The sequence below is a fragment of the Natrinema sp. H-ect4 genome (assembly GCF_041894845.1).
Classification (GTDB): domain Archaea; phylum Halobacteriota; class Halobacteria; order Halobacteriales; family Natrialbaceae; genus Natrinema.
This window is the reverse complement of record NZ_JBHDYC010000004.1, coordinates 1-22486: the sequence shown is the minus strand read 5'-3', so window position 1 is coordinate 22486 and position 22486 is coordinate 1. Positions and strand designations below refer to the sequence as shown.

Genomic DNA, 22486 nt, shown 5'->3' with positions numbered 1-22486 from the left:
TGTGTAACTAGTTGCAGTTGTTACTATAGCAGAATCCACGACTCCAGTCATTGCTTGCAGTAAACGGGACGTTCAGTACGCGTCGTTGAGCGAACGGCTGACGGCCACGTCAATACGGGCGACGAAACGGCTACCGACGGCCGCAAACTGGCCGCCAACTGCAGCGGCCGAATTCGTTCGGTGGTAGTCCCACAGGGGGAAAATATTAGTATCTGCTTGTATAAGCTAGCGCTGATATGAGAGACGGTGCAATCGCTGATGAAACCACGGAAGGGGCCGACACCTGCTGTGCACCGCCCGGAGACATCGACTCAGATGCGATGGCGACGGACCTCCAAGTACTGACCGCCATGGGGAACGACACGCGATACGAACTACTTCGCCGCATCGCGAACGCCGGTGATGGCGTCTGCGTCTGCGATCTCGAAGCCACGGTCGGGGTCAGTCAGAGCGCCGTCAGCCAGGCGCTTTCCCGCTTGTACACCGCAGAACTGGTCACGCGCCGCAAGGAAGGGTCTTGGCGATACTATGAATCGACTGAGACGACCGCGGCTCTCCTCGAAACACTCGACGACCTGCGAGGTGCCCATGAGTAACGATACTGATACGGTGGCCGGTGATCGTGACCCCGAAGAGACTCTGGAGATGGTGCGCGAACGCTACGGGACAATCGCTTCGGACGGTCAGGACTGTTGTGGTGACGTCGGTATCGATGTCACCGATGACGGTGGGTGCTGTAACGGCAACGCAGACGCGACCGGGAGCGAACGCCTCGGTTACGACACGGACGATATCGCGTCGGTCGCCGACGGTGCAGACCTCGGCCTCGGGTGCGGAAACCCGAAGGCGTTCGCCGAGATGGCGCCCGGCGAGACAGTGCTCGACCTTGGCTCAGGTGCGGGCTTCGACTGCTTCCTCGCTGCACAGGAGATCGGACAGGATGGGGCCGTCATCGGTGTCGACATGACACCAGAAATGGTTTCGAAAGCGAGGGAGAACGTCGCGAAGAACGACGCCGACAACGTCGAGTTTCGCCTCGGCGAGATCAGCCACCTCCCCGTTGCCGACGCGACCGTCGACGTCGTTATCTCGAACTGCGTCGTCAACCTCGCCCCGAAAAAACAACTCGTGTTCGACGATGCCTACCGTGTCCTCAAGCCCGGTGGGCGCGTCGCCATCTCGGACGTCGTCCAAACCGCGCCGTTCCCCGACGACGTCAAGATGGACCCGAACTCGCTAACTGGCTGTGTCGCCGGTGCGTCAACCGTTGAGGATCTTGAAGCGATGCTCGACAGTGCTGGCTTCGAAGCAATCGAGATAGCGCCCACGGATGAGAGCACCGAGTTCATCAGTGATTGGGACGCCGATCGCGACCTCGGTGACTACCTCGTCTCTGCCACTATCGAGGCTCGGAAACCAGCGCACGACTCCTGACTGATCGAGAGATACGGCCAGTCTTGATTAGTTAATATCTTTTCGATCGGAGACCGTGTCGGTTGCGTGCAGCTTTCAGCCACGGTCCAGAATCGACGAGAAACACGGTGTCGTCGACGTCGTGAAGTGATAATTCGCACAACTGGAGCTGGATACTGAGTTCCATGAGTTCGCGCGGTGTCTGCTCGCGCTCCACAGAATCTAACTCGATCCCGATGCTAGATCCGTCGAGGCGGTCGAATTCTGGCAGAGCACAACGAATTCCACCGCCTCACTCCGTCACACTCTACTCTGAACAGCGACCAGTCGATGAACAGTATACCCTTTATGCGACGGCCGTCTAGCACACTGCATGAGCGATGGAGCGACAGCGGGGGATGCCGCGACGGCGTTCGCCAGTCGGGCAGAGGCGGCCCACGGCGAGTCGATCCGTCACCTCGTCGCGTTCGGGGCCGCTGTCCGAGGCGACGACCGCGGCGTCCACACCGAGACCGAGATCCTGCTGGTCCTCGAGGAGGACGACGAAGCGATCGAACAGGAACTCGAGGCGCTCGCCGAGACGGTCGGACTCGAGCACGGCGTCGTCTTCTCGGTGCACGTACTGCCGGCGGATCGGTTCGAAGCGAAACGGGAGCACCCGTTCGTCCGGACGGCGCTCGAAGAAGGGACGGCGTATGTGTAGGCAGCGACGGACCGACAGCGTCGCGCGGGTTCCCAGCTGTTCCAGCGGCACCATTGGAGTCAGTGCTTTCAGGGACGGTCTCGGAGGGACAACGTGACGATGCGGGTAACGCTGCTGGGTACCGGCGACACGACCGGGACGCCGACCGTCGGCTGTGACTGCGACACCTGTACGGCCGCTCGCGAGCGCGGCGTCGAGCGGACGCGATTCTCGGTTCACGTCGAAAACGAGCGTACGGGAGAGTCGCTACTGATCGACTTCAGCCCCGACTTTCGCTACCAGTTCCTCCGCGACGACGTCCCGCTTCCCGACGCGGCCGTCATCACGCACATTCACTTCGACCACCTCGACGGGCTGGGCAACGTCTTTCGCGTCGTGGACTCACTCGAGGTCTACGCGGCCGACGAGACCGATCCCCAGACGGACAAAAGCGTCGCCGAAACGGTCCGGGACGACTACCACTATCTCGATCCCGTCACCGTCGTTCCGACGACGCCCCTCGAGACGGTCCACAGCTGCGGGCTCGACGTGACGCTAGTCCCCGTCGAACACCCGCCGCTGGTCTGCTACGGTCTCGCTATCGAAGATCCATGGACGGGCGCGAAGCTGTCGATCACGGGCGATACGAGCTACGATATTCCCGAGGAGTCCCGCGCGGTACTGGCCGACGCTGACCTCCTGCTCGCCGATGGGATCGTCCCCGCGAGCCTCTGTGAGCACCACCCCCTCGGCGGTCGCCACGAGGACAGCGAGGGCACCCCTCGGACGTTCGGCACGAAACACATGACTCGAGAGGGGGCGCTCGCGATGGCCGAGCAGCTGAACGCCGACCGGACGCGACTGGTCCACCTTGCGCACTTTTACCCCGCCGAGGAGGCGTTCGAGGAACCGCTGGCGATCGACGGCGAGGAGTACGTCCTCTAGGGGTCGAGCGGACACGATCGAACGCCGTCAGTCGAACTGATCGAGTCCCGACTGTTGCCGTCGCTTTCCGCCCGGGTCGGCCATCCACGCGCTTCGACGGTCGCGCTCGTCCGCGAGAGCTATTTCTGGTTCAGCGGCCGCGTCGTAACCCGAACACGCCGGTCCGCACTCCGCCGCGGCGTCGACGACCCGCTCTTTCCACTCGCAGTACGGCAGCGTCGCGCCGCCAGCGTCGTCGGGGAGACAGGCCGAACAGGCCGGAAAGTCGTACGTTCGCCACCCCTTTCCATAGGCGCGTTCGGCGATCCGCCGGCGCGCCCGAGCTTTCGCCGCGGGGGAAACGACCTCGATCTCGGTCCGGCCGGGATGGGACTCGAGCGGTTCGATCCCCGGCTCGGCGACGGGCAGCGACGCGGGTTCGCGAATCACCTCGACCTCGAGTGGGCGTCCGCCGTCCGACTCGTCACGGTGAACCCGCCAGACGCCGACTTGCTCGGGGAGACGATTTAGATGCGCGCGCGTCACGTAACTCTCGGTCGCGAGCACGACCGCGTCGACCAGCGCGAGGCTCACGTCCGTTCGCAGTTGCGCCTCGAGGTCGCCCGGCCGGCCGAGATCTGGCTTGTTCTCGATGCCGACGATGCGACCGTACCAGTCGGGATAGCGGGCGACCTGTCGAACGTGGTCGCGACTGCTGGCCGCGCTGGCGGCGTGATCGCGTTCGAAGAAGCCGATCTCGAGCGCGCGCTCGAGGGCGCTCCGGGCGCGCTCGGGGTGGCAGTCGAAGGCGTCTTTCCAGTAGCGCGCTCGGCCGGTGCCGACGGCCGACTCGATGGCGGCGTCGGGGATCGACTCGCTCGTGATCGCGACGCGATCCTCGAATTTGGGACCGGGCTCGACGCAGAGCACGTCGAGGATCCGCCCGCCAGGATCGGCGACGCTGCCGCCGAGCTGGCGGGCGACGATCCCCTCCCGGTGGGACTCGAGGTGGGCGCACAACTCGAGTTCGAACGCGAACTCTGACACGGTAGTGGGGAGGGCAGCGGGCGAGAAAAGTCGTCGGGTTCGGTGGCTCGAGCGTCGGGGAAAGACACTATTCGCTGGCGGGTGTGGACCCACCCATGAGCGAGGACCGGTCGGCGGCCGCGGTCTTCGGACTCCTCTCCGACGAGACCCGTATCGCGGTGCTCCGGAAGATCGCCGTCGCCCAGAGCGAGCGGGGCCACACCGCCGGCCCGGCCGAACTCTCCTTCTCGGCGATCTACGACCGGGTCGCGATCGACAACACCGCCAAACTCTCCTATCACCTCGGCGAACTCGAGGGGCTGTTCCTGCGCAAGACCGACGACGGCTACTCGCTGACCCACGCGGGCGAGCGGATCGTCCGGCTGCTCCTTTCGGAGAACTACGGCGAGGTGACCGGGTTCGACCAAACTGCGGTCCCGGGGTCGTGTCTCCTCTGTGGCGCGTCGTCGCTCGAGGCCACCCTCGACAACCAGTTCCTGACGATCGGCTGTCTGGACTGTGAGCGAAACGTCGCCGGCTACGAGGTCCCGCCGGCGCAGGTCCGGGAGCGGTCCGCGTCGGCCGCCGTCGAGGCGCTCGTCCACCGGATGGGCGCCCACTACCGCCAGGTCCGCGGCGGTGTTTGTCCGTCCTGCGGCGGGCGACTCTCGCTCGAGGTGCGCGAACTCGGCGAGCCCGAGGCCGACCCGTTCGTCGCGATCGATCGCTGTGCGGACTGTCTGCGGTCGTACTCGGCCCCGCTGACGCTCCGCTCGGCGTACCACCCCGAGGCGATCGCGTTCTGCTGGGAGCGCGGCGTCGATGTCCTCTCGACGGCCCCGTGGGAACTCCTGGGACGCGTCCACGACGGCGGGTGGTCCAGCGCGAAGACCGCCACCGAGCCCGCCGCCTACGAGGTGACGTTCGGGCTCGAGGGCGACGTTCTCCGACTCGGACTCGGGGCCGACCTGTCGGTCGAGCGGACCGAGCGCGTGTGCCGGCAATCGGTCGGCGACGAGCGTTCGTGATAACAACACAACAAAACTCCCGTTGAGCGGAGACGCGGGTGAGCGATCCGAGACGGACCGGCTTCCCGCCGACCCCCCACGAGCCGCTCAACGAGCGTTTTGAAACGGATCTGTTACATGTAATTTCTTCGATAATACTTACGTAGTCGGATCCGCTGGGTAGTGACCGAGATGGAATTCGACTCCACGTCGACTCGAGGTGAGAACCCATGACGAGTCTGACACTGGACGACTGCATCGATTTCGTCACGACCCACAGCCGTCTCGTGCTGGTGGTACTGTTGATACTGACCGCGGGGATGGGCGTCGGGGTGACCGAACTGGACACGGAGAGCCAGGCGGGCCAGGACGACTTCCCCGAGACGGATCGATCGGAGACGGCGGCGGCGATCGAGGAGCGCTACGGCGGACCGGCGAACGGAACGGAGACCGCCTCGAGCGCGGTCTACGTCAGGGCCGCGGACGGCAACGCCCTCTCGAGGGCGGCGCTGCTCGATGCCCTGCGCTACCAGCGATCGGTGACGACGAACGAGACGCTCGCGGCCGCACTGACCGACGCCGACGGCGGCGACGGGACCGGTGATGTCGGCTCCCCCAACGACTCCGTCGTCAGCGTCGCGAACCTCGTGGCGATCCGCGCGGCCGAGGACCCCGACGCCGACCTCGAGGCCCAGATCCGCGCTCTCGAGTCGGCGAGCGAGGGTGAGGTCGCGTCGCTGGTCGAACGGACGCTCGCCGAGGACCCCGAGGCCCGCCGGTTGGTCGCCGACGGGGCCGACTCGGGCGCGGCGACCGCGGAGGGCCACCGAATGCTGTTCCGGTTCGCGGCCGGCGACGACGGGGCACCGCCGAGCGACGCCCAACGTGTCCTCTACGACGCCGCGGCCGAGCGCGACGGAACAGTCGCGAGCGCCGGCGGCGGGAACGGCGTCGCCCTCGAGTACTTCACGCTCGGCCAGCACGCGTTCGACGAGTCGAACCGACAGCTGAACGAGAACACGATGGAGTTGCTCGTGCCGCTGACACTGGCGCTGATCCTCGGCGTCCTGGCGTTCACCTACCGCGACCCGGTCGACGTCTTGGTGGGGATGATCGGCGTCGTGACCGCCATCGTCTGGATGTTCGGGATCTTGGGGTGGCTCGGCGTCTCCGCCGGCATGACGATGTTCATCGGCCCGATCCTGATCGCCGGACTCAGCATCGACTTCGGGTTCCACGTCTTCATGCGGTATCGCGAGCAGCGTTCCGCGGGCCCTGACGACGACCGGGCACCGGCTGGCGTCCGGCCGTCGATGCGGCGGGCCGTTCGATCCGTGGCGCTCGCGCTCGGCCTCGTGACGCTGACCGCCGCGATCGGCTTTCTCTCGAACGTCGTCAACCCCGTCGGGCTCATCCGCGATCTCGCGGTCGGGATCACGCTCGGTGTCGTCTCGGCGTTCGTGATCTTCGTCACGCTTGTCCCCGCGCTGAAGATCGGCGTCGACGGCTCGCTCGAGCGCGTCGGGATCGACCGGCACAAGCGCCCGCTCGGTGACGGGGCGTACCTCGGCGGACTGCTCCGGGGCAGCGTTGCCCTCGCGCGGCGGGCCGCACCGCTGGTCCTCGTCGTCGCCCTGCTCGCCGGCGCCGGCGGTGCAGTCGCCTGGACCGGCCTCGAGGAGGAGGGCGTCCAGACGCAGGACGACCCCGCCGCGGAGTGGAAGCAGGCCCTCCCCGGCCCGCTCGCGTGGGAGGTCGCCGACTACGACCGCCACCAGCGCCACGTCCGGGAGGCCTACCGGCCGCGTGCGGCCGGCGACGGCGATCGGTTCCAGTTGCTGATCGAGGGTGACGTGACCGCCGACGGGAGCCTCGAGCGCGTCCGGGCCGGCCTCGAGCGGGGCGAGGAGACCGGGGCGATCCCCGAGGAATCGGCCCGGACCGACGCGGACGTGCGCTCGCCGCTGTCGGTCATGGAAACGGCCGCGGCCGAGAACGACTCGTTCGCCGCGACGCTCGAGTCGGCCGACACCGACGGCGACGGGGTGCCCGATCGGGACCTCGAGTCGGTTTACGACGCCCTCTACGCGACCGCGCCCGAGGCTGCGAGTTCGGTGATCGAGCGGACTGACGACGGGGAATACCGGTCGCTTCGGGTCCTCGGTCCGCCCGAGCGGACCGGCTTCGACGACGGCCGCGTCGACGACATCGAGGCGATGGCGGCGACGATCGAATCGGGCGACGGCGCGGCCGGCGACGCGAACGACCGCGAAGCCGATCTCGATCTCACCGTCACCGCCGTCAGCGAGACGATCGTCACCGAGTCCCAGCTCGCGGTGATCACCGACGGGATTCTCCGGGTCCTGTTGCTGGCGCTCGGTGCGGTCTTCGTCACCCTCGTGGCCACCTATCGCCGTCTGCACGGAAGTGCGACCCTCGGGGCGGTGACCGGCCTCCAGATCGCGCTGGTGACGGCGCTGGTCGTCGGCGGCATGTTCGTACTCGACGTACCCCTGACCCTGCTGACCGCGCTCCTGATGAGCCTGGTCATCGGGCTGGGGATCGACTACAGCATCCACGTCAGCGACCGCTTCGCGCAGGAACTCGAGCGGGGGACGGCACCGTTCGCGGCGCTCGAGGCGGCCGTCGTCGGGACCGGCGGAGCGTTGCTCGGCAGTACGCTCACGTCGGCGGGCGCGTTCGCGACGTTGCTCTTGCATCCCCACCCGCAACTCGAGAGCTTCGGGACGCTGGTCGTGCTCGCGCTCGTCACCGCGTTCGCGGTCAGCGTGGTCGTCCTGCCGAGCGCGCTCGTGGTCTGGGTGCGCTACGCGCCGTCGGCGGAGCCGACGGGCCGCCCGGCGGGCGGCGGTCCCGAGTCGGCGCGGGAATAGCGGGGCCGTTCCGGATCCCGACCGCCGGCTGAACCCCTCTCGCTTTCGACTGCCGGCCGACCCGGCCCCGTTCCGTGCCGACGATCCGCATGCAGTGTCGGCCCGGGGAAGGGATAGCTCGCAACCTTTATCAGTCGCACAGCGGAATCACTACCCAAGATTACTCATCGTCTTATGGTAGGAAATCGACAACCGGAGGTGAACATCGGGCTCGTCGGTCACGTAGATCACGGCAAGACGACGCTGGTGCAAGCGTTGAGCGGTTCGTGGACGGACCAGCACTCCGAGGAGATGAAACGCGGTATCTCCATCAGACTCGGCTACGCCGACGCGACCTTCCGCTACTGCGAGGGAGCGGACGAACCCGAATGTTACACCGTAGAGGAGGAGTGTCCGGACGGCTCGGAAAGCGAGCCGCTTCGGACCGTCTCGTTCGTCGACGCCCCGGGTCACGAGACCCTGATGGCGACGATGCTCTCGGGCGCGTCGCTGATGGACGGCGCCGTGTTGGTGGTCAGCGCCAACGAACCCGTCCCCCAGCCCCAGACCGAAGAGCATCTGATGGCGCTGGACATCATCGGCATCGACAACATCGTCATCGCCCAGAACAAGGTCGACCTCGTCGACGCGGACACCGCCCGCAACAACTACGAGCAGATCAAGGAGTTCGTCGAGGGCACGGTCGCGGAGGACGCTCCGATCGTCCCCGTCTCCGCGGGACAGGAGGTCAATCTCGACCTGCTGATTCAGGCCATCGAGGAGGAGATTCCGACCCCCGAGCGCGATCCCGACACCGATGCTCGAATGCACGTCGCCCGCAGTTTCGACATCAACAAACCCGGGACGACGGCGAAAGACCTCGCCGGCGGCGTTCTCGGCGGTAGTCTGGTCCGAGGCGAACTCGAGGTCGGCGACGATATCGAGATCCGACCCGGCCGCGAAGTCGAGGAGGGCGGCCAGAGCGAGTACGTCCCGATCCAGACGAGCATCCGCTCGTTGCAGGCCGGCGGCGAGACCGTCGACACCGTCACGCCGGGCGGCCTGCTCGGCGTCGGAACCAAGCTCGACCCCTCGCTGACGAAGGGCGACGCGCTTGCGGGCCGGATGGCCGGCCCGCCGGGAACGCTCCCGCCGACGTGGAACGAGTTCACGATGGACGTCGACCTGCTCGAGCGGGTCGTCGGGGCCGAGAGCGGCGAGACGGTCGACGAGATCAGCACCGGCGAGCCGCTGATGATGACCGTCGGCACGGCGACGACCGTCGGCTCGGTCACCAGTGCCCGCAGCGGCGAGTGTGAGGTCAAACTCAAGCGGCCCGTCGCCGCCGATCCAGGGACGAAAATCGCGATCAACCGCCGCATCGGTGCGCGCTGGCGGCTGATCGGCCTGGGAACGCTCACGGACTGAGGCGATGAGCACGCGGACGCGGGTCGCCCTCGACACGAGCGCGCTCATGATGCCGGTCGAACTCGACGTGCGGCTGTTCGAGGAACTCGAACGATTGCTCGATTCATTCGAGCCGACGATTCCACAGGCCGTCCTCGAGGAGCTTCGGCGGCTGTCCGAGAAGGGCGGCCAGGAGGGGACGGCTGCGACCGTCGGCCACGATCTGGCGACCGAGCGCTGTCTCGTCGTCGACACGGAGGCGTCGTACGCGGACGACGCTCTGGTCGAACTCGCTCGCGAAGGAACCGTCGACTACGTCGTCACGAACGATCGCCCGCTGCGCGACCGGGTGCTCGAGGCGAGCAGACCGGTAATTGCATTACGCGGGAGAAACAAGTTAGCGATCACTCAACCATAGATGTACAAACGGGTCAGGCTGAAGGACACGGTAGAAGTACCGCCGGAAGAACTCGGCGACGTTTCGCCGAATCGAGTCAAACGACTGCTCCAGGACAAACTCGAGGGGCGCATGGACGAGGAGGTGGGGAGCATCGTCTCCGTCACCAACGTCCACGATATCGGAGAGGGGACGGTGTTGCCGAATCGGCCGGGCGTCTACTACGAGGCCGAGTTCGACGCGGTGACGTTCGATCCGCAGATGCAGGAAGTCGTCGACGGTACCGTCGTCGAAGTCGTCGAGTTCGGTGCCTTCGTCGGCATCGGTCCCGTCGACGGCCTGTTGCACGTCTCCCAGATCAGTGACGAGTATCTCGCCTTCGACGGCGAGAACCAGCGACTCGCCTCGAACGAGTCCGCCCGCTCGCTCGGCGTCGACGACGCCGTCCGGGCCCGCATCGTCACCAAGAGCATCGACGAGCGCAACCCGCGTGACTCGAAGATCGGCCTCACCGCGAAACAGCCGGGGCTGGGCAAACACGGCTGGCTCGAGGAAGAACGCGAGAAACGCGAAGCGACCGCAGGTGAATAACCATGGCATCCGACCGTCTCGTCTGTCGCGAGTGTCACCGGGTCAACGAACCGGACAACGAAACCTGTGACGCCTGCAACTCCTCGTCGCTGACCGAGGACTGGGCGGGTTACGTCATCATCGCCCACCCCGAGGAAAGCGAGATCGCGACGGAGATGCAGATCACCGAATCGGGCGCGTACGCCCTGAAGGTTCGCTGATTGGCGTGACCCGCGACGACAACGACGACGTGTCCGCCGCCGACGACCAGCTACTGGTTTTACCTGACGACCTCCGCCACGAGCTCAAGGAGCCGATGGGACCGATCGAAACGGACGCCGACCGACTCCTCGAGACTGTCGACGGACCCCTGATCGCCGTCGGCGACGTCGTCACCTACCACCTCCTCGAGGCGGGCCACCGGCCCGACGTCGCGCTCGTGGACGGCCGGACCAAGCGCAGCGAGGTCGACGAGGAGATCCGCGAGGCGGTCACCGAGGGCGCGAGCATCGAGGTGCGGAACCCGCCCGCCGAACTCTCCGTGCCGGTCGTTCGCGCGCTCCGGCGCGCGCTCTCGACCGACGACCCGACCACGATACTGGTCGACGGCGAGGAGGATCTGGTCGCGCTGCCGGCCATCGTCGCCGCGCCCGAGGGCGCGAGCGTCGTCTACGGCCAGCCCGACGAGGGAATGGTCCACGTGCAAGTCACCGACGACCACCGCACCGACATGCGCGACCTGCTCGAGCGCTTCGAGGGCGACACCGAGCGCTTCTGGGAGCTGCTCGAGGGGTAACCGTCGGCTCGCGGTCCGTTTTCCGATCGTTTCGTCGTCCCGAGTAGCATCGCGACCGTCGCTCCCGCTCCGGTCGCGCGGTCGGCAGCGACCCGCGGCTGACGCCACGGTCCGGCACGGCCACGGCTGTGGTGGGTGACGAACTTCAGGCCCGGAAATCGTGATTCCCGCTTTATATGACTCCCCGATAGAACGGCAAACGAAATGCCACGTGACGCACTTGACAGGTGGATCGATGCGATTACGACTCACAATCGGATCGTGATCGTCGTCTTGCTGCTCATGACCGCCGGCATGGTCATGGGAATCGGGAACCTCGATACGTCCAATCAGGCGAGCAGCGGCGACGTCGGGGAAACGACGCCCGCGCAAAAGGCCGAGTACATCGCCGACAACTACGACGATCTCGGCGACGAGTCGAACGTCTCCGCCTCGCCGGTCTATCTCCGACACGAGGGCGGCAACGCCCTCTCGAAGGACGCGCTGATCGAGTCCCTCGAGTACCAGCGGACGGTGCTGGACAACGAGTCGGTCTCCGCGTCGCTCGCGGACGACGAAGGCGTCACCGGCGTCGCCAACGTCGTCGGGGCGCGGGCCGCCAGGGACGCGAACGCGACGCTGGACGAACAGATCGCCGCCCTCGAGTCGACCGACGACGACGAGTACGAGGCGCTTCTCGAGGCGACGCTGACCGAAGAGTCGGGTGCGCTCTCGCTTCTGCCGGCCAGTTACGAGCCCGGCAGTACGACGGCCGAGAGCCACCGGATGGTCTTCCGGTTCGAGACGGACGGGACGGACGACTCGGCGGGGGTTCCGAGCGACGCACAGCGGGCCCTTTACGATGCGGCGGCCGAGCACGACGAGCCGAACTACTTCACGTTCGGCGACCACGCGGTCGCCGACCTCAACCAGCAGATGGTCTCGAACACGACGACGCTCATTCTGCCGATCGCGCTGGCGCTCATTCTCGGCATCCTCGCGTTCACCTACCGCGATTTCGTCGACGTCGTCGTCGGCATGATCGGCGTCGTCGTCTCGATCCTCTGGATGTTCGGTATCCTCGGCTGGCTCGGCGTCCCCGCGGGGATGACGATGATCATCGGCCCGGTGATGATCGCCGGGCTCAGTATCGACTTCGGCTTCCACGTCTTCATGCGGTATCGCGAACAGCGGGGGAACGACGAAGGGATTCGACCACCGATGACCCGGTCGCTTCGTTCGGTCGCGGTCGCGGTCGCGCTGGTCACGGCGACGACCGCGATCGGCTTCCTCTCGAACGTCGTCAACCCGGTGACCTCGATCCGGGACATGGCGATCGGGATCACGCTCGGCGTGCTCTCCGCGCTCGTCATCTTCGTCACGCTCGTCCCCGCGCTGAAGATCGGCATCGACGGCCTCCTCGAGCGCGTCGGTTTCGATCGACGCAAGCGGCCGCTTGGCTACGGTAGCTATCTCGGTCGGATCCTCGGCGGCAGCGTGACCCTCGCCAGGCGGGCAGCGCCGGTCGTCATCGTCATCGCGCTCGTCGCGGGCACCGCCGGCGCGGTCGCCTGGCCCGCACTGGAACAGGAGAGCTTCCAGCAGCGGACCGAGTCGGTCGCCGACTGGAAGACGGAGCTGCCGGGGCCGATGGCCTGGGAGGAGTCCGAGTTCGTCGAAAACCGGCTGTACGTCGCAGAGCAGTACCAGTCCAGCGACGACGGCGCCGGTCGTTCGGAGATACTGATCGAAGGCGACGTGACCGCCGATGGATCGCTCGAACAGCTGGATCGCGGAGCCGAGACGGCCCGCGAGACCGGCGTCGCCTTCGATCAGCAGGGCGTCGAATCGGTCGTCTCGCCGCTGTCGGTCATGGCGACCGCGGCCGAGGACAACGAGTCGTTCGCCGCCACCCTCGAGTCGGCCGATACGGACGACGACGGGGTTCCCGACCGGGATCTCGAGTCGGTCTACGATCACCTCTTCGAGGTCGCCCCCGCGGAGGCGGGGCAGGTGATCGAGCGGACTGAGGAGGGGGAGTACCGATCGCTTCGCATGCTCGTCACCGTCGACCGCGGCGACACGTACGACGAGCGCGCCGACGGCATGCAGGAGGCCGCCGCGGCGATCGAAGACGGTGACGCGGATCTGACTGCGACCGCGGCCGGCCCGGCGGCGGTCACACAGGCCGAACTGGGCGAAGTCACCGAGGGAATCCTCTACGTGTTGCTCCTCGCGCTGGGCGTGATCGCGGTCGCCCTGATCGGCATCTACCGGCTGAGCGAGGGCAGCGCGACGCTGGGGGCCGTGACGGTCGTCCCGATCGCGCTGGTTGCCGGCCTCGTCATCGGGAGCATGTACCTGCTGGACGTGCCCCTGACCCTGCTGACCGCGCTCCTGATGAGTCTGGTCATCGGACTGGGGATCGACTACAACATTCACCTCAGCGACCGGTTTGCGCAGGAGCTGGGCCGTCACGGCGGCGTCTACGAGGCGCTCGAGGCGGCCGTCGTCGGCACGGGCGGCGCACTGCTCGGGAGTACGCTCACCTCCTCGGCAGCGTTCCTGGCCCTGCTCTTGCACCCGCATCCGCAGTTCCAGAGCCTCGGACTGCTCGTCGTGCTCGCGCTCGTCACATCGTTCCTCGTGAGCGTGTTCGTCCTCCCGAGCATGCTCGCGTTATGGGCGCGCTACGCCGACGTGACCCGCGTCGCGGAGGGGGCGGAACCGACGGTGGCCAGCACCGGCGACGACTGACGGAGACGTACACGTTTTTGTCATTCGAGTAACGATACGAACCGTGAACAGGGCGCTCCCTGCCGGGTTCGGCATCGGGCTGGTCACCGGCGGCACCCTCCGTATCGCGTTCGGGTCGAACTGGTTCCTGGTCGCCGCCGTGGTCGCGCTGTACGCCGGCTGGGGGTACTTCGCCGTCGCGTATCGTCGGCTGCTCGTCGCCGAGTTCCCCGCGTTCGACCGATCGACGGATCGGCTCGGCTACGCGGTCGGCCTCTTCGGCCTCAGTATCGGTCCCGTCGCCGTCAGCCGACAGCTCACGACGGCCGACGTCAGCGGCCAACTCTTCGTCGCCTATCTCGGCGTCGTCGGCTTTCTGCTCGCCTCGAGCACCGCGGCGCTCGAGGCCGGGCGCGACGCCCGGTAACGCCGCGAGCGGCGGGCTACCTGACGACCGTGTGCTCGAGCGTGCCGATCCCTTCGACCTCGAGTTCGACGGTGTCGCCGTCATCGAGCCATGTACCCAGTTCCAGCCCACAGCCCTCGCCGACGGTGCCGCTGCCGATGACGTCGCCGGGGTGGAGCGTCTCGGACTGGGAGATGTGTTCGATTATCTCCGCGAAGGAGTGGTACATCTCGTCGACGGTGCCCTCCGACCAGACCTCGCCGTCGATTCGGGCGGTCATCGGGGCGGAGAGCACGTCGATGTCCTCGCGCGGGACGAAATAGGGGCCGAGTCCGTTCGCGAAGTCCTTCCCCTTCGCGGGGCCCAATCGCCCTTCCATCTCCCGCCCCTGAATATCGCGGGCGCTGAAATCGTTGAAAACGGTGTAGCCGGCGATGTGTACCTCGGCCTCCTCGGCGGGGATGTCCCGGCCCCGCTTCCCGATCACGGCCGCGATCTCGAGTTCGTAGTCCATGATCGACGAGTAGTCTGGCCACTCGATCGTCTCGCCGGGCGCGACGACGCTGTCGGCGTTGCCCTTGTAGTAGACCGGGAGTTCGTACCAGACGTCTGCGATCTCGCCGTCCATGCTGTTCTGGACGTGCTCTTCGATCGCCATGCAGTCGCGAAGCGAGTTCGGCCGGGGAAGCGGTGCGAGCAGGTCGTACTCGCCGGGTTCGTACCGGATTTTCGCGCCGCCGGGACCGCGCTCGGCGTCCGTCTCTGCCGCGAACTCCAGGGCTTCTCTCGCATCTGTGATCGCCCGGTCGCCCCGCTCTAAGAAGGCGATCATCTCCGGCGGGACGTGCGCGCGGGCCAGATCCGCGGGCGCGGGTTCGCCCTCTGCCTCGAGGGCGGCCCCGTAGGCGGCGGTGAGGTCCACGAGCGTCGCTTCGCCGGCGGGCGTATCGTCGGATTCGCTCGACTCGTCGACGGCACCGATCCGTTCGACGGGACCGACCGGCGTATCGACTTCGACGGTCGCGAGTTTCATGCGGTCTCACCTCCCGTCTCGTCCCCGATAAGCGCGACCGGCCGCACCCACCCCGCGCTTCCGCCCTCGATTGTGATGGGGAACGCGACGATCGGCACGTCGGTCCTGCGGGGTAGCTCGTCGAGGTTGGCCATCTTCTCGATCTGGCAGTATTCCACCTCCCGCCCCGCGAAGTGAGCCGGCCACAGTTCGTCCTCGTCGCCGGTCTCGACGTAGCGCTCGCCCATCGCCGCGAACGGCTTGTCGAAGCCGTAGGCGTCCGTGCCGATCACCTTCACGCCCTGCTCGACGAGGTACTTCGTCCCCTCGGCGCTCATTCCGGGGAACTCGGTCAGGTACTCGGGCCGGCCCCACAGCTCGTCGGCCCCGGTCTGGAGCAGGACGATCTCGCCCGGCGAGAGGTCGTGATCCAGGTCGTCGAGGGCGTCCTCGAGATCCCGCGCCGAAATCTCCTCGCCAGGGTCCATCCACCGGAAATCGAGGACGACTGCGTTCCCACGACACCACTCGAGGGGGATCTCCTCGATCGTCTTCGCCGGTTCGCCGTCGACCTCGGGGCCGTAATGCCAGGGCGCGTCGAGGTGGGTCCCGGCGTGGGGGATGACCGCGAGGTCCTCCCACGCGAGTCCCATCCCGTCGGGGAAGTCCTCGGGGTCGACGTCGTAGCCCTGTGCCTGCAGCGTCTCGGCGAGGCGCTCTGCACCGGCTTCGTGATCGAACGCGTCGATGCTCGGCGGCGTGGGCTCGCTCGCGACGCCGTCCTCGAGGCCGATGCTCAGGTCGATCAGCGTGGTCTCGTCGGCTGTTACCAAGTCACTCATAGTCGCCACGATTCGGGGAACCCAGTTAACAGTGACTCTGATCCGCTGGATTCTAGACCGGCCAGTTCCGGTGGCCGCGGCCACTACTGTTGCGAGACACATGCAAAACGAGAATCATTATAAATCTGGTAGTGCAGGTTTGGACATGGAGACGGAATCCGCGTCGTGGGTCGCTCTTTTCACCGTGGGGATGTCGCTCACCGTCGTCGGTCTGCTCCTCTTGGATACGATGGCATGGTACGTCCAGTACGCCGCGTTGGGGCTGTCGGTCGTCTTCGTGGGTATCGCAGCGTATCAAGTGCTATCGGCCGAATCACGGGTGGGGTGAGCGAATTGCCGGGAATGGGGTGGCTAACGGCCACCCCGACGAACGGCCGCTATCGACACCTCGTCGGCACTGGGATCCCGATCGACGCGTCTCGAGTAACTATTTACTCTCCGCCGTGAACGTGACGAGCATGTACGATTTCGTCGTCGTCGGCGTCGGGCCGCCGGGCGCGCGCTTCGCCCGCCGGGCCGCCGAAGAAGGCTACGACGTGCTCGCCCTCGAGAAAGGAGAGATCGGCGAGCCACTCGCCTGTTCGGGCCACGTCAGTACCGACATTTGGGAGTTCACCGGCGGCGGCGCTCGCGAGGAACTGTTCCAGAACGAAATCTACGGCGCGCGGTTCCACGTCGGCGGGCCCGGCAGCGACGCCTACCCATTCTACAAGGACGAGGTCGCGTCGAACGTCATCGACCGCGTCGGCCTCGATCGCCACCTCGCCGACCTGGCCCGGGAGGCGGGTGCGGATGTCCGCGAGGAACACACCGTCACTGCAGTCACCGAACACCGGGATCGAGTCGAAATCGTCGCCAGCGGCCCCGACGGAACCGTCGAGTTCGAGGCGAAGATGCTCGCCGGCTGCGATGGTCCGCGCTCGAGAGTGCGGGACGAACTCGCACTTCCCACGCCCGAGGAGTTCCTCCACGGCGTGCTCGCCTTCTCCGAGGAAGAAGACCACCAGGACTTCGTTGACGTCCACCTCACGCCGCCGACCTTCTTCGCGTGGCGGATTCCCCGGGGCGAGGCCGGCGTCGAGTACGGCCTCGCGGCCCCGCCGGGCGTGCAGGTGACCAAGCACTTCGAGGAACTCATCGACGGCTACGAGATCGACGTCTCCCACCGCTGTTCGGGGGCGATCCCGGTCGGGTCGCCCGACCGAGTGACGACCCGTCGGGCCTTCCTCATCGGCGACGCAGCCGCCCAGACCAAGCCCTTCACCGGGGGCGGCATTCTCTATAGCATGACCAGCGCCGACCACGCCGCTCGCGAGATCGATCCCGACCGGCCGACCACGCTCGCGGCCTACGAACGCGCCTGGCGCGACGACCTCGAGCGCGAACAGGAACTCGGGCGCTGGATTCGGCGGGCCTACTCGCTGCCCGAGCCCGTCCAACGGCTCGGCCTCGGAGCGCTCTCGGGCGAGATCGGCGTCCACATGGACCGACCGACGTCGCTGGTCTCGCCGACCCACCTGAAAGCCATGCTCTCGCGGCTCCGCGGCTAGATCCGCTCGAGATCGGTTGGGACCCGCGGAGCGATAACCCCCCTCGAGTACCGGAGTCGACAGACCGAAGGCGGCGGTCCCGAAACGAGGGATAGATGACGAGGCGGCAGTGGCGGTCAGCCGCGCTCGCGTTCGTGGCCGCGATCCTCGAGCGGGCCGGAATCATCGACGGGGAGCGGTTTCGCCCGACGATGGAACTGGCCTGGCCGCGGATCGTCACCGGCTTCGCGATCATGTCCAAGCAGACGGCCGACCTCGCGATGGTCGGGGCCGCCGTCGGGACGGCCGGCACCGCGGGACTGGCCTTCGCGCTAGGTTACTGGCAGATCGTTACGCTGCTGGGGCTCGGGGTCGCGGGCGGGACAGTCACGCTCGTCTCGCAGAACTACGGCGGCGAGGCGACCAATCGCGCGTCGGTGGCCGTCAACCAGAGCGTCGTCCTCGCCGCCGCGCTGTCGGTCCCGATCGCGCTCCTCTTCGTTGCCATTCCCGGGCCCCTGATCCGCCTGCTCGGCTCCGGATCGGACGCGCTCGTCCACGGGCGGATCTACCTCGTCTACGTCGCGCCGGCCGTGGTCTTCGAAGTGCTCAACCTGATCGCGAGCCGCACCTACACCGGCGTCGGCGACACGTTCACCGAGATGGTCGCCCGCGCCGGCGGCGCAGTGCTCAACGTCGTCCTCAGCGGACTGCTGATCTTCGGGTTCGGTCTCGGCGCTGCCGGCGCGGCCATCGGGACGACCCTCGCCAGCGGGTTCGTGACGGTCGTCCTGGCGTGGGGGATGCTCGGCCGGTCGTACGGCCGGCTCGGCATGGAACCCAGCCCCGTCCCGATCACGCCGTCGGGCCCATGGCTCGAGCCGACGCTGCTGCGGCAATTGATCGAGGTCTCGCTGCCGGAGATCGGCCGCCGGCTCGCACAGGGGCTCGTCGTCTTCCCGCTGCTGTGGATCGCCGCCTCCTTCGGCCCCGTCGTCGTGACGGCGCTCGAGGTCGGCCGACGGGTGCGAGCGCTGATCAACAGCGTCAACTGGGGGCTGTCGCTGGCCGCGAGCTCGCTGGTCGGCCAACACCTTGGCGCGGATGAGGAAGGGGAGGCGGGAGCCTACGGCGCGGCGATCATCCGGCTCTCGACGGTGCTCTACGTCGTTATCGGGGCGCTGGTCGTGATCTTCGCTCGGCCGATCGCGGGGCTGTTCGTGAGCGATCCCGCGGCGGTCACGCAGGCCGCTACCTTCGTCGCCGTCGGCGCGGTCAGTTCGGTCGGCTACGGCATCGACGGCGCCGCTGCCGGGGCCTTGCTCGGTGCCGGCGACACCCGCTGGCCGTTCGTCGCCTCCCTGCTCGGCCGGTACGCCTTCGCGCTCCCGGCGGCCGCGCTCGGACTGGTCACGCCGCTCGGCGTCGGCGGGCTCTATCTGGCGCTCTTCCTCGAGACGAGCGTGCCCGGCGGGATCAACTATTGGCTGTTCCACAGCGGCCGCTGGAAGGCGGTGAGCCGGCGGTACCGGCCGTCGTCGGACGCCGGCTGAGCGGAGAGACAACGGCGATAGGAGCGTGGCCAGCCCGAGCAGAGCCGGCATACCCCGGCCAAGGACTGTGCCGTCCCGCAGTATCCGTTCCCGCGGACCATGAGCGAAACTGCCAGCTAATCAAACTGGTCGGCACGTCGAGCGAGTCGTGGGAAGACGCAGCCCAGACCGCGCTCGACGACGCGGACGAGACCCTCGAGGGGAGCACTGGACCGAGATCGAGTCACAGACGGCGGATGTCCAGAACGGACAGATTGAATCGTACATGACGACGATTCACGTCTCGTTCGGGCTCCAGCGGTCGGGCCTCGAGACGGCCGTCGCCGACCCGGCCACGGTCGACGCCGTAGCGGTCCCACAGCTCCTCGTCGATCAGTCGATCGGTACCGGCTCGAAAACGGATCGTCAGGCGGTCGCGCTATGCGGTCGCGGCGATGTCGGATTCGAACAGCGGAACCCCGTTTCGCTCGAGGAAGACGAAGAGCCGAACGAGCGCGAGGCCGACGGCGAGCACGGCGACGGTCGCGAGCGCGACGAGCATGATGTCTTCGGGGATCCCCATCGATGCCAGCGCCATCGACGCCGTGAGCGCGAGCACCGTGACGGCCGTCACCAGTCGCATGGTCGACCAGCTCAGCGAGGACCATGTCGATGCCGGAACGTACCGGTCTCGAGACTGCGTGTAACCCATGCAAAATGGTTGGAACAACTACACTATACGTCTTGTTCTGGCGGTCGGCTCGCGGACCGGACCGTTTCCCGTCCGTCGGCGTTTCCGCCGCGCTCTTGGGCAACGACGTACTGAACCTCGACGATCAGCGGCCCATCGCTGTGGGGTCTGATTGCCTCGTAGAGCCGGTCGGCGAGGCCCGGATGCGGGCCGGGCTCCCGTCCGGAGACCGTGACGACGACCCGCTCGACCGACTGGATCGGGTAGTCGCCGTCGAGGATGACTTCGACGTCGTCGCTCTCGAGGGCGGCATATTGGGGCTCCGCGAGGACCGCCTCGACCTCGTCTTCGGCGGCCGACTGGAGTTCGGTCGTATGGAAATCTAGCAGGGTGACGCCGGCCAGCGGCGCGGTCAGCACCAGCAGGCCGACACCGAAGACGGCCGCGTACGTGTAGGTCGGCGTCCGGGTCGGCGACACCTCGAACAGCCCCTGCGGGCGGTAGCCGGCGATCCACAGCGTGGTCAGCGCGGCGAGGTTGATCGACAGGAGGTTGATGATCACGAGGACGGCGGCACCGATCGCCGCACCGGACATCCCCCAGGCGACCGTGATGCCGACCGCGGCCGATGGCGGAATGAGCGCCGCGGCGATCATGACGCCGACGATGGCCTCCGAAAACCCCCGCGTGAGGCTCAAAATGCCGGCGATCCCTGCGCCCAGCGCGACCGCGAGCGAGAACAGGTTGGGCGCGACCCGCTCCTCGAGTTCGGTCGCGGCGACGATGTCGACCCCCGCGGGCTCGAGGCCGGCCAGGCGGGCCAGCACCGCGAGGGCGATGGAAGCGACGATGACCATCGTCACGCCGACGACCTGGTAGCTGAAGCCGGTCGATTTGAGCCGGTCGTCACCGGTCACGATGCCGACGTTGGCGGCCAATGCGGGGCCGAGCAGCGGCGCGATGACCATCGCCCCGATCACGACCGCCGGCGAATCGGCCAGCAACCCGGCGGTGGCGACGACCGCGCTGATCAACAGCATGACGGTGTAGATCGCAAACGGGGGCGTGAGTTCGTCCGCCTTCGTGCGCAACACCTGTCTCGAGGTACGTGAGCCCGTCTGGCCGCCGCGACTGTACCGCTCCCGGAGCGTCGCGAACCCCTCGGAGACGACCGTCTCGGCGTTGATCACGACGACGCTTGCCTCGTCGCTGACGCCGGCCTGCTGCAGCCGATCGAGCAGCGGTTCGACCGCCTGCGTCGGGATCGGAAACCGCACGACCGCTGCATACCCCCGGCCGCTGGTCTCGTCGCTGACGACATAGTCGAATCCCTCGTCCTCGAGGATGTTGAGCACGGCCCGTCGCTTCCCCTCCGGCACCGTGATCTCCAGATAGCGCATACTGGGGCCACACTCGAGTCGCGGATAGTCCTCGGGGCGGCAGTGGACGGGTTCCTGTGGTTGCCGGGGTCGATCAGTGGGTCGCCCGGACCGTCGACTCATACGGTCTGCTGTACGTCATTTCCGGCGCGACCGCAGGCCAGATCGCGGTCGCGCCGGTACATCGGTACAGTAAACCGTATCAGTCGTCCGTGTCGTCGGTGCCGACGACCCCGCAAGCGATCGCCTCGGGCTCGACCAGTTCCTCGCCGTCGACGGCGTCGGGATGCAACAGCAGAATCGTGTCGTCGGGCATCTCGTCCTCGACGCGGACCCGTCGCCCGAGCACTTCCTCGAGTTCCGCGACGTCGTCGATGTCGAACTCCCGTTCGATGAGGCGTTCGGCGTTGGCCCGCGAGAGGACGAAGACGAGGCTCCCCGGCTCGAGGTGTTCGCTCTCGGCGGCCTCGAGTACGGTCGCCAGTGAGTCGGAGCTAACGGCCTCGAGCGAGCGGATCGTCACCCGTTCGGTGCCCGAGCCGGGCGCTTGCTGTGACTGGGTCCGAATGCGGGCAGTTAGTTCCTCGAAGTCGGTCTCGGCGTCGAGGCGTGTTGGCATACTCGCGTTCGGTGACCGCGAGCCTTGACGGTGTGGCCGGCCAGTTCCGGGACTCGAGAGTAGTGGGTATGATGTCTATCCGACAGACAGTACTGATTCGATAAATCAGGGCTATGTTTAGACGCTAGAATTTGTCTGGTCGAGGTAGTCTGCAGATAGTATCGTCTGCCTGGTAGCCCACGCTAACTGTCTATAGTAGCCACTGCAAGTCATTGCACGCCTGATCGAACGACAGCTGTCCGATCAGTGTGTAAATCGTTTCAGTGGCTACTATAGCGCTCGACCGCTCAACTGTATGAATTCAGGCGTCTAAACTAGCCCCAATAGAGTTGAAGATGTGGCCCAAATGAGGTTCAAGTCATTGTCCAACTTCTATTGGTCACTCAACTATTTCTTCAGCTACTGCGTTTAGGTAGTCTTTGAGGCAATCTATTGCTCTTGGACCCACTCGTTCGGCTGCCTTTGGCTCTAATATCATCAAGGCGAACGTATCTGCAAGTAGTTCTTCTTCACTTAGCCGGTATGATGAATACTCTCCTTCTCCCTCTGGTATCGGCCCTCTGAGCCGTTCAGAGAGGCGAATTGCATCTTCCCGGGCACCATCTGTATCAAACACATTCTCCTTGTTCTCGTCAAACCCTGCTCTCTCACTTTTTTGCCCAATAT

General features: G+C 66.6%; 24 protein-coding genes and 1 pseudogene. 17 read left to right on the top strand and 8 right to left on the bottom strand.

Features of this window, described 5'->3' with window-relative positions; genetic code table 11:
• Positions 1-236: 236 nt before the first annotated feature.
• Positions 237-596 carry an ArsR/SmtB family transcription factor gene (locus ACEWFR_RS07065; protein WP_374060362.1) on the top strand — a complete coding sequence of 120 codons (360 nt, stop codon included), beginning with the start codon at positions 237-239 and terminating at the stop codon, positions 594-596.
• Positions 589-1434, top strand: coding sequence for an arsenite methyltransferase (locus tag ACEWFR_RS07060; RefSeq protein ID WP_374060361.1), 846 nt, complete (start codon positions 589-591; stop codon positions 1432-1434). Before ACEWFR_RS07065 ends, ACEWFR_RS07060 begins: the two co-directional genes overlap by 8 nt.
• A gap of 46 nt (positions 1435-1480) precedes the next feature.
• On the opposite strand, the pseudogene ACEWFR_RS07055 reads toward ACEWFR_RS07060, so the two are convergent.
• Positions 1481-1684 (bottom strand): annotated as a pseudogene (locus tag ACEWFR_RS07055) (hypothetical protein); the annotation flags it as partial.
• A 102-nt stretch (positions 1685-1786) separates the two neighbouring features.
• Between ACEWFR_RS07055 and ACEWFR_RS07050 the strand changes: the two are divergent.
• Positions 1787-2116, top strand: coding sequence for a hypothetical protein (locus ACEWFR_RS07050; protein WP_374060360.1), 330 nt, complete (start codon positions 1787-1789; stop codon positions 2114-2116).
• Between the two features lie 99 nt (positions 2117-2215).
• On the top strand, positions 2216-3040 hold the full coding sequence (locus tag ACEWFR_RS07045) for an MBL fold metallo-hydrolase (RefSeq protein ID WP_374060559.1): 825 nt from the start codon (positions 2216-2218) through the stop codon (positions 3038-3040).
• A 27-nt stretch (positions 3041-3067) separates the two neighbouring features.
• Here the strand turns inward: ACEWFR_RS07045 and ACEWFR_RS07040 are convergent, their stop codons facing one another.
• Complete coding sequence (locus ACEWFR_RS07040) at positions 3068-4066, bottom strand: DUF5787 family protein (protein ID WP_098725674.1); 999 nt, start codon at positions 4064-4066, stop codon at positions 3068-3070.
• A gap of 95 nt (positions 4067-4161) precedes the next feature.
• Here ACEWFR_RS07040 and ACEWFR_RS07035 point away from each other — a divergent pair, with 95 nt between their 5' ends.
• The 9 genes from ACEWFR_RS07035 (at position 4162) to ACEWFR_RS06995 (ending at position 14237) form a co-directional block, all read left to right on the top strand.
• Positions 4162-5073, top strand: a complete 912-nt coding sequence (locus ACEWFR_RS07035; RefSeq protein WP_374060359.1) for an ArsR family transcriptional regulator — start codon at positions 4162-4164, stop codon at positions 5071-5073.
• Positions 5074-5282: 209 nt separating this feature from the next.
• The gene (locus tag ACEWFR_RS07030) at positions 5283-7946 is read left to right on the top strand and encodes an RND family transporter (protein WP_374060358.1); all 2664 of its coding nucleotides are present in this window, start codon (positions 5283-5285) and stop codon (positions 7944-7946) included.
• Positions 7947-8120: 174 nt separating this feature from the next.
• Positions 8121-9353 (top strand): translation initiation factor IF-2 subunit gamma, encoded by a 1233-nt coding sequence (locus ACEWFR_RS07025; protein ID WP_374060357.1) that lies wholly within the window; start codon positions 8121-8123, stop codon positions 9351-9353.
• Between the two features lie 4 nt (positions 9354-9357).
• A complete protein-coding gene (locus tag ACEWFR_RS07020; protein WP_374060356.1) occupies positions 9358-9750 on the top strand; it encodes a PIN domain-containing protein in 393 nt (130 codons plus the stop codon).
• Complete coding sequence (locus tag ACEWFR_RS07015; RefSeq protein WP_098725679.1) at positions 9751-10320, top strand: DNA-directed RNA polymerase; 570 nt, start codon at positions 9751-9753, stop codon at positions 10318-10320.
• A gap of 2 nt (positions 10321-10322) precedes the next feature.
• Positions 10323-10520 (top strand): transcription elongation factor subunit Spt4, encoded by a 198-nt coding sequence (gene spt4, locus ACEWFR_RS07010; protein WP_098725680.1) that lies wholly within the window; start codon positions 10323-10325, stop codon positions 10518-10520.
• Between the two features lie 5 nt (positions 10521-10525).
• Positions 10526-11095: a GTP-dependent dephospho-CoA kinase family protein gene (locus ACEWFR_RS07005; protein WP_374060355.1), complete on the top strand. Its 570-nt coding sequence runs from the start codon at positions 10526-10528 to the stop codon at positions 11093-11095.
• 204 nt (positions 11096-11299) lie between these two features.
• Positions 11300-13831, top strand: coding sequence for an RND family transporter (locus tag ACEWFR_RS07000; protein ID WP_374060354.1), 2532 nt, complete (start codon positions 11300-11302; stop codon positions 13829-13831).
• Between the two features lie 43 nt (positions 13832-13874).
• Positions 13875-14237 carry a hypothetical protein gene (locus ACEWFR_RS06995; protein ID WP_374060353.1) on the top strand — a complete coding sequence of 121 codons (363 nt, stop codon included), beginning with the start codon at positions 13875-13877 and terminating at the stop codon, positions 14235-14237.
• A 16-nt stretch (positions 14238-14253) separates the two neighbouring features.
• Here ACEWFR_RS06995 and ACEWFR_RS06990 read toward each other — a convergent pair whose 3' ends face one another.
• Together ACEWFR_RS06990 and ACEWFR_RS06985 are read right to left on the bottom strand one after the other, a co-directional pair.
• On the bottom strand, positions 14254-15249 hold the full coding sequence (locus ACEWFR_RS06990) for a fumarylacetoacetate hydrolase family protein (RefSeq protein WP_374060352.1): 996 nt from the start codon (positions 15247-15249) through the stop codon (positions 14254-14256).
• Positions 15246-16070 (bottom strand): cyclase family protein, encoded by an 825-nt coding sequence (locus ACEWFR_RS06985; protein WP_374060351.1) that lies wholly within the window; start codon positions 16068-16070, stop codon positions 15246-15248. The genes ACEWFR_RS06990 and ACEWFR_RS06985 overlap by 4 nt, the downstream gene beginning before the upstream one ends.
• A 145-nt stretch (positions 16071-16215) precedes the next feature.
• On the opposite strand from ACEWFR_RS06985, the gene ACEWFR_RS06980 reads away from it, so the two are divergent.
• The 4 genes from ACEWFR_RS06980 (at position 16216) to ACEWFR_RS06965 (ending at position 19421) form a co-directional block, all read left to right on the top strand.
• Positions 16216-16398 carry a hypothetical protein gene (locus ACEWFR_RS06980; protein WP_374060350.1) on the top strand — a complete coding sequence of 61 codons (183 nt, stop codon included), beginning with the start codon at positions 16216-16218 and terminating at the stop codon, positions 16396-16398.
• 130 nt (positions 16399-16528) lie between these two features.
• Entirely contained in the window at positions 16529-17620 is a 1092-nt protein-coding gene (locus ACEWFR_RS06975; RefSeq protein ID WP_374060349.1) for a geranylgeranyl reductase family protein, read from the top strand.
• A 95-nt stretch (positions 17621-17715) separates the two neighbouring features.
• Positions 17716-19152: an MATE family efflux transporter gene (locus ACEWFR_RS06970; protein WP_374060348.1), complete on the top strand. Its 1437-nt coding sequence runs from the start codon at positions 17716-17718 to the stop codon at positions 19150-19152.
• A complete protein-coding gene (locus ACEWFR_RS06965) occupies positions 19083-19421 on the top strand; it encodes a dodecin domain-containing protein (protein WP_374060347.1) in 339 nt (112 codons plus the stop codon). Before ACEWFR_RS06970 ends, ACEWFR_RS06965 begins: the two co-directional genes overlap by 70 nt.
• Before the next feature lie 149 nt (positions 19422-19570).
• On the opposite strand, the gene ACEWFR_RS06960 is transcribed toward ACEWFR_RS06965, so the two are convergent.
• From ACEWFR_RS06960 to ACEWFR_RS06945, 4 genes are all read right to left on the bottom strand, one after another.
• Positions 19571-19843, bottom strand: a complete 273-nt coding sequence (locus ACEWFR_RS06960; protein WP_374060346.1) for a hypothetical protein — start codon at positions 19841-19843, stop codon at positions 19571-19573.
• A 23-nt stretch (positions 19844-19866) separates the two neighbouring features.
• Positions 19867-21222 (bottom strand): TIGR00341 family protein, encoded by a 1356-nt coding sequence (locus ACEWFR_RS06955; protein ID WP_374060558.1) that lies wholly within the window; start codon positions 21220-21222, stop codon positions 19867-19869.
• 181 nt (positions 21223-21403) lie between these two features.
• Positions 21404-21820: a hypothetical protein gene (locus ACEWFR_RS06950; protein ID WP_098725688.1), complete on the bottom strand. Its 417-nt coding sequence runs from the start codon at positions 21818-21820 to the stop codon at positions 21404-21406.
• 379 nt (positions 21821-22199) lie between these two features.
• The coding region (locus tag ACEWFR_RS06945) for a hypothetical protein (RefSeq protein ID WP_374060345.1) at positions 22200-22486 on the bottom strand (287 nt) is incomplete at its 5' end.

Coding starts and splice junctions, on each gene's coding strand:
- ACEWFR_RS07060 (WP_374060361.1), top strand. CDS start 589: ATGAGTAACGATACTGATACGGTGGCCGGTGATCGTGACCCCGAAGAG.
- spt4 (WP_098725680.1), top strand. CDS start 10,323: ATGGCATCCGACCGTCTCGTCTGTCGCGAGTGTCACCGGGTCAACGAA.
- ACEWFR_RS07030 (WP_374060358.1), top strand. CDS start 5,283: ATGACGAGTCTGACACTGGACGACTGCATCGATTTCGTCACGACCCAC.
- ACEWFR_RS07020 (WP_374060356.1), top strand. CDS start 9,358: ATGAGCACGCGGACGCGGGTCGCCCTCGACACGAGCGCGCTCATGATG.
- ACEWFR_RS06950 (WP_098725688.1), bottom strand. CDS start 21,820: ATGCCAACACGCCTCGACGCCGAGACCGACTTCGAGGAACTAACTGCC.
- ACEWFR_RS06990 (WP_374060352.1), bottom strand. CDS start 15,249: ATGAAACTCGCGACCGTCGAAGTCGATACGCCGGTCGGTCCCGTCGAA.
- ACEWFR_RS06980 (WP_374060350.1), top strand. CDS start 16,216: ATGGAGACGGAATCCGCGTCGTGGGTCGCTCTTTTCACCGTGGGGATG.
- ACEWFR_RS06955 (WP_374060558.1), bottom strand. CDS start 21,222: ATGCGCTATCTGGAGATCACGGTGCCGGAGGGGAAGCGACGGGCCGTG.
- ACEWFR_RS06975 (WP_374060349.1), top strand. CDS start 16,529: ATGTACGATTTCGTCGTCGTCGGCGTCGGGCCGCCGGGCGCGCGCTTC.
- ACEWFR_RS06960 (WP_374060346.1), bottom strand. CDS start 19,843: ATGGGTTACACGCAGTCTCGAGACCGGTACGTTCCGGCATCGACATGG.
- ACEWFR_RS07025 (WP_374060357.1), top strand. CDS start 8,121: ATGGTAGGAAATCGACAACCGGAGGTGAACATCGGGCTCGTCGGTCAC.
- ACEWFR_RS06970 (WP_374060348.1), top strand. CDS start 17,716: ATGACGAGGCGGCAGTGGCGGTCAGCCGCGCTCGCGTTCGTGGCCGCG.
- ACEWFR_RS07045 (WP_374060559.1), top strand. CDS start 2,216: ATGCGGGTAACGCTGCTGGGTACCGGCGACACGACCGGGACGCCGACC.
- ACEWFR_RS07065 (WP_374060362.1), top strand. CDS start 237: ATGAGAGACGGTGCAATCGCTGATGAAACCACGGAAGGGGCCGACACC.
- ACEWFR_RS07050 (WP_374060360.1), top strand. CDS start 1,787: ATGAGCGATGGAGCGACAGCGGGGGATGCCGCGACGGCGTTCGCCAGT.
- ACEWFR_RS06985 (WP_374060351.1), bottom strand. CDS start 16,070: ATGAGTGACTTGGTAACAGCCGACGAGACCACGCTGATCGACCTGAGC.
- ACEWFR_RS07015 (WP_098725679.1), top strand. CDS start 9,751: ATGTACAAACGGGTCAGGCTGAAGGACACGGTAGAAGTACCGCCGGAA.
- ACEWFR_RS07035 (WP_374060359.1), top strand. CDS start 4,162: ATGAGCGAGGACCGGTCGGCGGCCGCGGTCTTCGGACTCCTCTCCGAC.
- ACEWFR_RS07000 (WP_374060354.1), top strand. CDS start 11,300: ATGCCACGTGACGCACTTGACAGGTGGATCGATGCGATTACGACTCAC.